This is a genomic window from Methylomonas sp. LL1 (assembly GCF_015711015.1).
Taxonomy (GTDB): Bacteria; Pseudomonadota; Gammaproteobacteria; order Methylococcales; family Methylomonadaceae; genus Methylomonas.
On record NZ_CP064653.1, the window covers coordinates 453,995 to 466,793 of the forward strand.

At 51.9% G+C, this 12,799-nt stretch carries 10 protein-coding genes; 3 read left to right on the forward strand and 7 right to left on the reverse strand.

What is annotated here, in order from left to right:
* Positions 1-18 precede the first annotated feature (18 nt).
* Positions 19-609 carry a YcbK family protein gene (locus IVG45_RS02625; RefSeq protein WP_196436347.1) on the forward strand — a complete coding sequence of 197 codons (591 nt, stop codon included), beginning with the start codon at positions 19-21 and terminating at the stop codon, positions 607-609.
* Between the two features lie 346 nt (positions 610-955).
* Here the strand turns inward: IVG45_RS02625 and IVG45_RS02630 are convergent, their stop codons facing one another.
* Positions 956-2,638, reverse strand: a complete 1,683-nt coding sequence (locus IVG45_RS02630) for a L,D-transpeptidase family protein (RefSeq protein ID WP_230874726.1) — start codon at positions 2,636-2,638, stop codon at positions 956-958.
* Between the two features lie 503 nt (positions 2,639-3,141).
* Here IVG45_RS02630 and IVG45_RS02635 point away from each other — a divergent pair.
* Entirely contained in the window at positions 3,142-3,546 is a 405-nt protein-coding gene (locus IVG45_RS02635; protein WP_196436348.1) for a bacteriohemerythrin, read from the forward strand.
* Between the two features lie 39 nt (positions 3,547-3,585).
* On the opposite strand, the gene IVG45_RS02640 is transcribed toward IVG45_RS02635, so the two are convergent.
* From IVG45_RS02640 to IVG45_RS02665, 6 genes are read right to left on the reverse strand one after another with little or no spacing between them, the layout of a single operon-like run.
* Entirely contained in the window at positions 3,586-5,736 is a 2,151-nt protein-coding gene (locus IVG45_RS02640; protein ID WP_196436349.1) for a putative bifunctional diguanylate cyclase/phosphodiesterase, read from the reverse strand.
* Positions 5,726-7,330, reverse strand: a complete 1,605-nt coding sequence (locus IVG45_RS02645) for a sensor histidine kinase (protein ID WP_196436350.1) — start codon at positions 7,328-7,330, stop codon at positions 5,726-5,728. The genes IVG45_RS02640 and IVG45_RS02645 overlap by 11 nt, the downstream gene beginning before the upstream one ends.
* Complete coding sequence (locus IVG45_RS02650; protein ID WP_196436351.1) at positions 7,327-7,947, reverse strand: DUF1638 domain-containing protein; 621 nt, start codon at positions 7,945-7,947, stop codon at positions 7,327-7,329. Before IVG45_RS02650 ends, IVG45_RS02645 begins: the two co-directional genes overlap by 4 nt.
* Entirely contained in the window at positions 7,944-8,972 is a 1,029-nt protein-coding gene (locus tag IVG45_RS02655) for a uroporphyrinogen decarboxylase family protein (RefSeq protein WP_196436352.1), read from the reverse strand. The genes IVG45_RS02650 and IVG45_RS02655 overlap by 4 nt, the downstream gene beginning before the upstream one ends.
* Entirely contained in the window at positions 8,969-9,634 is a 666-nt protein-coding gene (locus tag IVG45_RS02660; protein WP_196436353.1) for a cobalamin B12-binding domain-containing protein, read from the reverse strand. Before IVG45_RS02660 ends, IVG45_RS02655 begins: the two co-directional genes overlap by 4 nt.
* A 2-nt stretch (positions 9,635-9,636) precedes the next feature.
* Complete coding sequence (locus IVG45_RS02665) at positions 9,637-11,274, reverse strand: ASKHA domain-containing protein (RefSeq protein ID WP_196436354.1); 1,638 nt, start codon at positions 11,272-11,274, stop codon at positions 9,637-9,639.
* A gap of 236 nt (positions 11,275-11,510) precedes the next feature.
* Between IVG45_RS02665 and IVG45_RS02670 the strand changes: the two genes are divergently transcribed.
* On the forward strand, positions 11,511-12,782 hold the full coding sequence (locus IVG45_RS02670; RefSeq protein WP_196436355.1) for a response regulator: 1,272 nt from the start codon (positions 11,511-11,513) through the stop codon (positions 12,780-12,782).
* Positions 12,783-12,799 lie beyond the last annotated feature (17 nt).

Below are 12,799 nucleotides of genomic sequence, written 5' to 3' on the forward strand. Positions count from 1 at the left end.
AAATTTGAAACGAATACTATGTTGCAACGAATATTAGAAAACCGAACCCGTGATGATGGCGACATCGTGATGTCAAGACGCCGCTTCATTCGTCACCTGGCCTGTGGCTCATTATTAACCTTGGGCTCTCCCGTCATCGCCGAAGCCGCCAAAGCGCGCTTTCCGGCCCATAAATCCTTGGCCCTGCAAAACTTGAATACCGGCGACAAACTGAAGCTGACTTATTTCGAAAAGGGGCGCTATATCAAGTCCGCTTTGCAAGAAATTGATTACGTCTTACGCGATTATCGCACCGGCGACGTGCATCGAATCGATCCGGCCTTGCTTGATCAATTGCACGAGCTGAAATTGATGTTGGGGGTAAACCGGCCCTTCGAAATTATTTGCGGCTATCGCTCACCCTTAACTAATGCCCATTTGCACCACCACGGTTCCGGTGTTGCCAATAATAGTCTGCACATGCAGGGGCGGGCGATCGATATTCGTTTGGAAGGCCACGATACCAAGCATGTTAAAAATGCAGCGCTTGTGATGCGCCGCGGAGGCGTGGGCTATTATCCCAAGTCCGATTTCGTGCATCTGGATACCGGGAAATTCAGAACCTGGTAATCTTTGTCCGCTTTCATAATCAGCTTAACTTTCATGAAGGGTTGGTATCGCCACGTCCCATGAAAGTTGCGTTCCAGGGCGCGGTTGCTTGTCGGACAGGACGCCGTGAATACGTCCATGTAGGCTCGGCAGCGGCATCCTTGCCGCCGACGCCTGCCCAACAAGCAACCGCACCTTCCTAATTTTAACTTTTAGAGTAACGATCATGAGGTCTGTGCGTCGCCCAGGCCCATGAAAGTATCGTCCCAGAGGGTGCGCCGGCTTGTGAAGACGGCTTGCATCACCCTGGCAAATGAACCTGATCGGGCGGCATATCCATTGCTTTCATAGGGATTGTTGCGCTTGTCTATAGGGCAGGCGTGGCGGTTTGAGCGGTCGCCAGACTGTTGTTTTCGGAACTTATGCCTAATGCTTTTTCCAATGCGGCATCTTGTTGGTAAATGTCCCGGTAGAAATGTATTTGATTGTCTTGATCGACATAGGACGTGGCATATAAAAACAGCACCGGTATAGGTTGTTTCAGGGTGACACGCCGCGTTTTGGAGCCGGACATGGCCTGCTGGATAGCCGTAATATCCCAGTCTGACTCCGGTTGTTTGCTTAACACGAATTCAGCCAGCTTTTCCGCGTCCTCTACTCTGACACAGCCATGGCTAAAGTCACGGCGGCTTCGGCTGAACAAACTATGAGTCGAAGTGTCGTGCAGGTAAACGTCTTCCTTGTTGGGGAAGATGAACTTGACTTTACCCAAGGGATTTTTCCGGCCGGGACGTTGTCTGGCTCGCACTTTGCCGCGCCTGATGTCGTCGAAAATACCATCCCACGAATCCACCTCGTTTTCATCGGTTTGGCGTTGCACCAGTTCGATATTCTGGTTTTGCAGATAGCCGAAGTCGTTATACAGTTTCGGCAGAATTTCCTTGTCCATAATACTTTTTGGAATGTTCCAATACGGCATGAATTCCAGGTACTGCATTTCCTCAAACAATACCGGTGTCTGGTTTTGCAAGGCTTTGCCGACGATCACTTTCATAGTTATCGCATTCGGGTCATCCAGGGCATTAAAAGCCCAAAGTTGAAATGCGGGAATATTGACAATAATCAACGGTCCTGAAATATCATCGGGTAGCCAGCGTAGTCTCTCCATGGATAGCTCGATTTGGCTGATTTTCTGTTCCAATGATTGATTCAGTAGCGCGGCGGTTTCCTTGCCGATGATGCCGTCGGCTTTCAGGCCTTGTTGCTCCTGAAAATTTTTCACGGCTTCCTGCAGGCGTTCCGAGTAGGTGTTTTCGGAGTTGGATGTCTGAGTGTCCTCGGCCATGGCACCCAAAGTAATCAGCCGTTGCCGTAGCTCGGCGAGTTGAGGGTGACTATCGCCGGGCCGTAGCGATTGTTGAAAAACCAACGGTTGGGAAACCGAGGCTTGGGGTGCTTGCCGGTAGCTGGCCAACGCCTGCTTTAATTGCTGATATTGCCTGAATTTAGGTTGAACTTGTTGCGCTAAATTGGCCAAGGATTGTTGCTCTATCGCTTGTTTGATCAAGTGTACGCTGTCGAGTCCCGGTTTGTTGCCGAATGGCGCGGGGTAATCGAGCGATTGTGGTTGGACTCGGCCGTAATGCAGGTCGTTGATAAATCTGAGTAAGGAAATGGACAGGGCCGTATCGAATTTCGCCAATTCATCGACAGCGTTTAACGGCAGAGTCATAGCCAACTCAAAATTGCGTTTTAAGCTGTCGGCATCGTAATCGATTGGGTTGAGGCCGTCCGCCTTGGCATTCGCCAAAACAGCCAATGCGCTGTCGATAAGGCTTTGTGACCTGTTTTCGCCTAGCCACAATAATTGGTTGCCGCCCGCTTGGTACAGCAGTGCCAGATCATTGGCCTGTTTCGAAAAATCCGCTTTAACCAGCAAGGGATTTTGTCCGCCGGCGATCAGCGAGTTAATGGCGGCACCGATTTCATTATTGCCGGGTGTCGCATCGGCGACGGTGGCCGGCTGCGCGAAAAAGAATAAAACCAGCATAATCGACACCAAAAAGCCGATATTCAAGGCTAGCCTTTGAGGGGCGATGTTATGGATGAAATTCAATCGGATGGGCACGGCGCATTAATCAGTGAGTTGAAGTGGGTTAGGATACTATGGTTTGCTAAGCGGCATATATGAACCTTTATACAATACTTTGCCAACTATTGGCCGGTTCGCTATGAGATTTCTTACCGGCGGTAAAGGCGATGCTGCCGTAAATTGAAACCAGCACGGCATTTTCGGCGCTCGGTTCAAGGATAAGTTTGATTATGAGCCATGGACACTCGCGCCGATCTAGTAAACAATGAATTGCCGGACGGTCAATCAGAGCTTTCGATCGGAGCGCTCGGCTTAGGAATGGTCATAAAATAACGTATGCAAGTGTCGGTATGGGCGCGGATTTATCCGCGCAATGCGAATTAAGTCGCAGCTGCCGTGGCCGAACTTGTTTCATGCGGATGACTTAGTTATTGTGTTAACCACGTATCGCGGGAATGAAGATGAACGAATTCAGTTGGCAGGATCAGTATCGAATAGGCGACGAAAAGATCGATCGACAGCATCGGCAGCTATTCGATCTAGCCAATCAGCTAGCCAATTCGCAAACGCAACAGGATATGACCGAGAACTTCATGCTTCTGTACAAACATGTCAGAGAGCACTTTCAGGAAGAAGAGCGGTTTATGAAAGACCTGCACTATCCCGAATATCAAAATCATGTCAACGAACATAATCTGATGTTGGATAAGCTGGTCGATGTCAGCGCCAAAATCAACCAGCCTCAATGGCAACAGCTCAATGTGGCGAAATTCATGAGCCAGTGGTTGACTCATATTGCCGAAAAAGATCGGGCGATTAGCGAATATGTCCTAGCGGATTCGCTTCGGCAAGGCTCGAAAAGCTAAAGGCCACGGCGGTTCATCGTTCAGCTCGCGGTTTCGCGTTTAGCCCCGGATCCTGGAGTTATGCGGCTTATCCGATAATTCCGGGTCTTGCCATGCCGGATTCGGTGTCCAACTTTTAATCCAATCCGGCAACATTTCAGCCGGCATGGGGTGGGCGATGGCGTAACCTTGGGCATTGTCGCAGCCGAGTTTTAACAATTGCAAGCCATGTTCCACGGTTTCCACGCCTTCGGCGATTACCTGTTTGTCAAAGGTTTGGGTTAAGTTGATGATGCCTTCCACGATGGCCAAATCTTCCGTATTTTGTAGCATCCCAAGCACGAACGACTTATCAATTTTCAAGGTTTCGGTCGGCAAGGCCTTCAGATAAGTCATCGAAGAATAACCGGTGCCGAAATCGTCCAGGGCGAAACCTATTCCGAGTTCCCGGCATTCTTTCATCACGCGGGATACTCTGCCTATATCCTCCAACGCGGCGTTTTCCAGTATCTCCAGCTCGAGTGCATCACCCGGCAGTTGTTGATATTTTGCCAGGTTTGTTTTCAGAACCTCGGTAAAACTGGGGTGTAGCAAGTGGCTCGGTGCAATATTGATGCTGATCGTGATATTCAATCCCATCCCTCGCCAATTTGCTAGATGATCCAGGGCCGTGGACAAAACCCATTTGCCGAGGGCAATCTCCAGGTCCATGCCCTCAATGTCCGGTAAAAAAGTCGAAGGCTGCAGTAAGCCTAATTGCGGATGTTGCCAGCGAATCAAGGCTTCGGCTCCCAATATCCGGCCCAGGCGCATATTCACCTTGGGTTGGAAATACAGCACAAATTCGTCATTTGTCAGGCCGGCTTCGATTCTTGCCAGTATTTCGCCGCGTGCTTGAGCTAATCGATCCTGTTGCCGGTCGAAAAGATGAAAACGGTTTTTGCCGTGCAGCTTGGCGATATACATGGCCTGGTCGGCATGGCGTATCAATGTATCGGGGTCGGATAAATCATCGGGGAACAGCGTGAAGCCCAAACTGGCCGAAACATTCAGGCAGTGTTTTTCGATGGTGATGGGCTCGGCGACTTTGGTTAGCGTGCGTTCCAAAACCGTCTGGCATTCTTGTAGTTGGTTAAAATCCAACAGCAGCAGCATGAATTCGTCGCCGCCGAGCCGCGCGATCGTGTCGCCCGCCCGCAGGCAGCCTTTAATCCGATGGGATACTTCTATCAGCAATTGGTCGCCCACGTCATGGCCGTATTGGTCGTTGACCGGCTTGAAACCGTCCAGATCCAGATAACATACCGCCATGAAATTGCCCGAACGGCGGGTGTGTGCAATAGCCTGTTCGAGACGGTCGGCCAGCAAGACCCGGTTGGGAATCCCGGTTAGCGCATCGAAATGGGCGATGCGCTCCAGATCTTTCTGATGGTTTTTTAACGAGGTAATGTCGGAAAACAAGCCGATAAAATGATGGATTTTACCCTGTTCGTCGCGCACGACCGAAATGGAGGTCAAGGCCGCGTAGACCCCACCGTTTTTGTTGCGATTCCAGATTTCGCCGCTCCAGTGATCGTGATCCAGCAGCGCTTGCCATAAGGACTGATAGAATTCCTGGGTCTGCCGGCCCGATTTCAGAATACTGGGATTTTTGCCCTTGATTTCGTCTAGTTGGTAGCCCGTGATGCGGGTGAAAGCGCTGTTGACATCGATGATGCGATTTTCGGCATCGGTAATCACGATGCCGTCGTGGCTATGGGCATAGACGCTGGCCGCAAGGCGTTGCGCGGCCTCCTTGTATTGCAGTTCCCGCCGCAGTTGTTCCCGTTCCAACAAGTTGCGGATGCGTAAACGAGCGATTTCGATATTGAACGGCTTGGTCAGATAATCGGCCGCGCCCAGCGTAAAGCCTTTGATTTCGGCATCGATTTCCGACAAGGCGGTTATAAAAATCACCGGAATATGTTGCAGCAGCGGATCGGATTTCAGCCGTCCGCAGGTTTCGTAGCCATCCATGTTGGGCATCATGATGTCCAGCAGGATCAGGTCGGGTGGATCTTCGCCGGCCAGTTGCAGGCCCTTGGCGCCGGAAGTGGCGATTTGAATTGTGTAATCGTCTTGCAAGGCCAAGCCTAATAAGGTCAGGTTGGCCGGCGTATCGTCAATGGCGAGAATTTTTAATCGGGTGTTGCCCGCGTCCTCAGAGTTCATATTGGCCCAAGGCTTTTCTAAGTTGTTGTAATTGACTGCGGGCTTGTTCAAATTTCATTTGGTAAACCAGTTCACCGATAGGTAAAAAGCGTCCGGCAAGCTGATTGTCTTCAAGCATGTCTTGTACTAGCTTGAATTGGCTAATCGCATCAAACATGTTTTTCGCCAGCAAGCGGTCAAGTTCATCGAGTAGTGGTTTTAACCGAGGATGCTGGTCGAATAAGGCTATTTCCTTGGCTTGAATGGTATCAGTTTCAAGCAGCGCGCGGATGGGTTGTTGATGCGGTTTGTGCTGTATTTCCATTATTGGCGAAACTTGGGCCTTGGTTTTTGCCGGTGTAAGGCTCTTGTTCCGTGTTTTGAAGCATAGAATCCTAAACCAGAAACGCGAGCCCTGGCCCAGGCTGCTGTCGACTCCGACATCGCCATGCATCAGTTCGGCAAAATGCTGTACCAACGACAGGCCTAAACCGGTACCGTCATAGCGCCGGGTGGAACCACTGTCAATCTGGATAAAAGGTTTGAACAATTCGTTTTGTTTGTTCTTGGCTACTCCGATGCCGGTATCTCGAACCGAAAATTCCAGGGCGGTGTGGATTCCGTCAAGACTAACTTCCTGGGCTTCGATATGGATTGAACCCCGCTCGGTAAATTTGATCGCGTTACTGACCAGGTTTGACAACATTTGCTTGACCCGTAATTGATCCAGCTGACAATAGGTTTCAGGGCCTAGCCAGGAGGCCGTCAAACTCAGGTTTTTTTGTTCCGCGCTGCCGGAAAACAGCGATAAAACTTCCGCCAGAATTTCCTTCGGGTTGACGGCGGAATAAATCAGTTCGAGGCGGTTAGCTTCGATTTTGGATAGGTCCAGAACGTCGTTTAATAACGCCAGCAAGGTCTTGCCCGAGCACAGGATGGTTTGCGCGCATTTTAACCGTTTATCGTTTGTGCAGTCCGGTGCGGTCAATAATTGAGCCATGCCCAGAATGCCGTTTAACGGCGTGCGAATCTCATGCGACATCGTGGCCAGGAAACTACTTTTGGCCTGGTTGGCGGTTTCGGCAATACGGGTCTTGATTTGATTGTTAAAAATCAAGGCCATATGTGAAAAAAACGGTGACAGGTATTCGCGCATCTGAGCTGTTCCGACCAAGTCGGTCATTTTGATGACGCCGATCAGTTCCTTGCCCACCAGCAGCGGCATGACCCAGGTACAGGCCACCGCCGCTCTATTGTTTCGTAACAAGGTATGGCTTAAATCACTTTGTAGTTCGATGAACTGGTGATGTTGAAAAACCTCCTCAACCAGCGGGTCGTCGATATTCTCGAGAATTTTGCGTTCGCCCAGCAGATTGGCAAAGTGAATCGAGCCTTCGTCCAGATAATAAATTTCGACGTTACTGCCGCCCAGATTGGCGCACAAGGCGTGCATCAGGCTGTCTAAAAAACTGTCGACGCCGGCCACCGGATTGAGTTGTTCCACCAAATGCAACACCAGAAACAGGTTGGCTTTTTCTTCCGATAGTTTACGCACGCGACTTTCCAGGTTGGCAACACGAGTCTCCAATTCCTGATAAGAAGGTGGCTGATTCATTCGTCTTGGCTTAGCCGTTGTTGAATCGCATCCGCCAATACCTGCTCCAGATGGTCGAGCGTGACATCCATCCATTGCAAGGGTAGATCGACAAAGTTGGCGGCAATTTCGGCTGCCTCGGTAAAGTCGCCGTTACATGGGGTGCGCAAGGCTAAAATATACTTGTGGCCGCTATGGAATATCTCGCGGACGACCGCCGGATTGTCGCCAAAACAGGCGGTAATCATCGGTTTCCAGGATAACGCCCAATCTTCCAATAGAAAATAGGCACCCTTTTCCAGTTCCTGCATGAATTTTTCGTAACCCAGCAATTGCACGATGCAATTTTGGCCTTGGGTGCGGCAGGTATGGTGTTCCTCGATAAAATGTTCCATCAACGGGTGGCAACTGCCATACAGCACCACAGTCTTTTCGCCGCGCTTTTCCCGTTCCGTCAGCGCCGTGTTCAATTCGGTCGATAAGCGGTTGAAGTAATTGTGCAGGGCCGAGTCCAGAAATTGAGTGTGTACATTCCAGTGGTTTTTTTCGATTAAGCGGTCGACTTCCTTGCGTAGGATGCCGCAGCCTACCATGGTGAGCGGCGGTTGATTTTCCGGATGCAGGATAAAGTTTTTCATATCAAACTCCCATACTCAAAAGCGGCTTCCAGCATCGCGCGGATGTTGGCCTCCGGTATCGCCAACGGCATTACGCCTGTACCGAACAGAAAATGGCCGCCGGGTTTGCCGATGTCGATGATGCGTTTGACTTCGGCGCGGGTTTGCGCTTCGCTCCAGTGGATCATTTTAATGTCGTCGATCACGCCACAGGTCAGGCCGCGGGTGTTGATCAGGCGTTTGGCTTCGGCCAGATCGGCCAGCGGGCTGATATAGTGAGTCCTGATGTTCAGTTCGGCAAACACCATATCGATGACTTCGTTGAATGGCGCCGTACCACAATAATAGACCAGGTCGGCCGAGGTTCCCGGTTGCAAATCCTGTTTCATCCAGGGCAGCACGGTTTGTTCTATCATTTTTTTGTTGATGAAGTAGGGCGAGCCGAACGGCGTCGAATAAACCAACACATTGGCGCCGGCGGCCCGCAAGGCGGCGATGTGTTGCCGGACGAAATCGGCGCATTTGCGTAATAATTCATCCCGCAAATCGAACGGCCCCAGTAGGAATAATTCCATCCATTTGTCCATCCCCATCAGGATAGCCGGCAAGGTGGTCGATGCGGTGACATAGGCGCAGATAGGATGGGTCTGGCCGATTTCGCTACGCAAGAGTTTCAGGCAGTCGGCAACCGGTTGCCAGGCAGGATGTTGAGTGATGTCGGCCGGAATTTCCAGTTTAGCGATGTCGTCCGGGCTTTTGATTACAAAATCCGCCACGTTCGGCGCGCCGTCGTCGGCAAACAATACCTCGTTGCAGCCCAGCAGTTCGGCTTCCTTGCCGACGTAATGTAAACTCCAGACATTATCGTGGCCGTAGCGCCGCAGTAGTTTCAATTGCGCATCGGCGACATAGGTGCCGTTACTAAAAAAATCCTTGGCGTGCATATTGAGCAGACCCGGCCCCTGATCCAGCAGATTGCAAAAAACCGGAATGCGGGGGGCGGGCGTGCCGTTGACGGCGGCCGCCAAAATTTGCAGGGGCGTCATGCCTTCACCTCGCGAATCAATTGAGTGATGACTTTAGCCGCGGTAACGCCGTCCGGCGCCCAGGCATCGGCGCCGACTTTGGCATATAATTCGGGATCGAATCGGTAAGGCGCGCCACCCACCACCAATTTTATTCTGTGTTCCAGGCCGCGCTCCTTCAATAATGCGCGTACCTTCAAACTGCCGTTTTCGCCGGTGGCGGTATGCACCATCATGGCCGAAATTGCAATCACTTGGGCATCGTTTTCAACCGCGCAATCGACGAATTGTTCCGCCCGAATATTGATGCCCAAATCGATCACATCGATCATCAACGACTTCAGACAACCCATCACGATACGCTTACCGAGCGAATGTAAGTCGCCATAGGCGGCGCCAATCACGACACGGCCGATGATTTCGGGGGGGGCGCTGAATTTTTCCAACATTCTTTCGGTGACATCGGCGGCAATTTGGGCGGTCATGAAGTGTTGGGCCAAATTCGAATCGGGATCCTGTTCGATCCGCACCATCATCGCTTCAACCGCCGGAATGACCAGTTTGAATACTACTTCTTCCGGCGTGTAACCGTCGGTCAATGCTTGGTTGACCACCGCCAACGCAGCATGTTTATCGGTCTCGAAAACCGCTTCGTTGTAGGCTTCGATGTAAGTAGTCAGCATGTTTAGGGCTCCGGGAGCGGTATGGGTTGCAGGCGTAAGTGGTCTATAAAACGGTCTTCGTAGTCGAATAGGCTGCCGAGGTTGATGACTTTAGCATGATCGGCGATGGCAGTTAATAAGGCATCGGCATTGGGGTCTAGCAAAAGTTTTTCGCAACCGGCCAAACTGGCGTTAGCCATGATCCTGACCTTGGCCAAATCCAAGCTAGGCAGTAAGCCGACCCGCATGGCACTGTTCAAGTCAAGATGACGGCCGAAACTGCCGCAAATCCAGACGGTTCTCAGCTCATGCAGGCTCAAACCGACCAATTCCAGCAATTGGGCCATGGCCGCCGCCGTCGATGCCTTGGCCCGTTGAAAAATATCGATATCGCTGGCGAAAATGACCGAGTACGGATTAGCACGGTCCAGCCAATAACCGCCCGTGGCTTGCGCTTCGGCAAAGCGTCCCGAGGCTTTTAGCAGTTTTTGGTCCAACATCAGCGCAATGGCGTCGATAAAGCCGCTGGCGCAATAGCCGCGCGCCGGCGCCTCGGCGATGGTATGCAGGCGCCATCCATCACCGTTTTTGGTCACTTTGCAAATGGCGCCGGCCTCGGCCGTTAACCCGTTGCGCATGCCGACCCCTTCGAATGCCGGCCCGCCCGGTACCGAGGTGGCCCACAAGGCCTGGCCATCCCAAACGGCAATTTCGGTATTGGTGCCGAAATCGGCTAGCAGCATGGGCTGTGTTTGTTCGGTGATGCCGGTGGCCAACAAGTCGGCCAATAAATCCGAGCCGACGAAACCGGCCAAGGGCTGCGTGATGCTGATGTCCGCATGTGGCATGCGCCAGGCATGGCGCCAGGCTTCGATGTCGCGCGGATGGCAACTTATGCTTTGTTGCCAGTTTTCCAGTTGGTATAGCGTGTCGCCGCTGTTGCCGCAAACCAGGGTCAGCATCGCGGTGTTGCCGACGATAATGACCTTGCCGATCCGGTTCAAAATCGAGCTGATTTCCCCTACATCGCGGCTCAATATGTCGCGGACGCCTTCGATGATGGCTTTGCGGGCTTCCTGGCATATCACTTGATTGTCTTGCTCGCTGAGCCGCTCGGCATCCAGCCGGGTCAAAATATCGGCACCGTGAGCGACTTGCGGGTTGATACTGAAGCGGCTGGCGATGCGCCGGCCGGTTTGCCGGTTCCATAGCGATAGGCGAATGTGGGTAGTGCCCAAATCGACCGCAACCCCGTAGACATCGGTATCGATGGCGGAATTTCCGCAAGTCGGATGATAGAGTTGATCGTCTTCCAGGCTTTTCCATTGCGAGTGCGGCGCCGGATTCTCCAGGTACAGCACGGCGTCGGTTTTTGCCCGTAATTGGCAAGCCAGACGCATGCCGTTGGCCAGGTCTTCGGGCAGCAGTTTTTGCCGTTCGGCTAGGGTTGGCGGATTGAAGTCGCCGCTGACAACCTGTATCAGGCAAGCACCGCAGCTGCCCAAGCCGCCGCAGGCCGCGCGGACTCTCAAATCCGTGCTGTCAAGAGCCAGGCGGATCGAGCCGCTGTCGTTCGTCTGATTCAGGGTTACAGTTTGTTCCTTGCTGCTTACCTTGACGATACAGCGCTGGTTATCCGTCGATGCTGGAGGGTTTGACATAACGATCCGATAAGTGGTTAACCGGCCCGCGTAACATAAACGGGGTTTTGTTTGAGAACATGGCCTATTTTAGCCGGCATGGTTCAAAGCGCCGCAAGAGGACAATTACAAGCAAAGTTTGTTGTTGGCTTGCTCTGATAATAAACTATCTTACTAACGCGCTGTAAATTGCAACGGTACCAGTAATCAGGGCAACTCGCGGGCTTAGTCTTTTTAGCAATAAATCAGGAAAGCGCATGGAGTCTGAAACCCCGAAAACCGACAGTAAAGCCACGATACTGTTAGTGGACGACGACAGCATCAACCTCTCGGTTTTTGGGCAATGCCTGATGGTTCATTATGCCGTTTTAGTGGCAACCTCGGGTACTCGAGCCCTGGAAATTGTGCAGGGAGCTCTTAAACCGGATCTGATCCTGCTGGATGTGATGATGCCCGGCATGGATGGTTACGAGGTGATGGCGCAGCTGAAGGCCAATCCCGCAACACGCGACATTCCAGTGATCTTCGTGACGGCTCTGACATCCGATCAGGATGAAGAACGCGGGTTGGCGCTGGGCGCGGTCGATTACATTTACAAGCCCTGTCATTTGTCGATTCTATTGGCGCGGGTGCGCACCCATATCGAACTCAAAAAAGCCCGCGACCGGTTGACGGATCAAAACCTCTATCTCGAGGCCGAGGTGGAGAGACGCCACCTGGAAAACCAGCGTATGCATTTGCAATTGCTGCAATCGGAAAAGTTGGCGGCTATTGGTCAGCTCGCGGCGGGCGTCGCGCATGAAATCAATAATCCGCTCGGCTTCGTCTATTCCAATCTGAGTTCGCTGAATAATTATTTCCAAGATTTATTTGTGCTGCTGGGAGCCTGCGAGCGTTTGCTCGGGCAACATCCGGTTGCCCCGGACGCGTTGCAAAAAATGCGGGAACTGAAACAACAAGTGGACCTCGATTTTCTGCGCCAAGATATCCCGGATTTGATAGCCGAATCCAAGCAGGGGCTCTCGCGGGTCCGCGACATTATCCAAAATCTGAATAAATACGCGCAGGTCGATAGTGCTGATTGGCAATTGGTAGACTTGCACGAATGCCTGGATTCGACCCTTAACATTTTTTACAACGAATCGAATAAACATTGCACCGTTCGTAAGGAGTATGGAACTCTGCCGGAAATCGCCTGTTTGCCGTCCCAGCTGAATCAAGTCTTCATGAGTTTGTTGATGAATGCGGCGCAGGCCATCGAAACCGAAGGCAACATTATCATTCGTACCGGTTGCAATGATAGCCGGGTGTGGGTGGACATTGCCGACAATGGGCAGGGAATCGCGCCCGAGCATTTGACCCGGCTGTTCGAGCCTTTTTTTACTACCCGAGCAGTGGGCCAGGGCATCGGTTTGGGTTTGTCGGCGGCTGAAAGCATCGTCCGTAGCCATCACGGCAATATTGAAGTTAGCAGCAAACTTGGCGAAGGCTCCACCTTCAGGGTATGGCTACCGATTAGCCAGAACTAGGGTTTCGGCAAAAAACC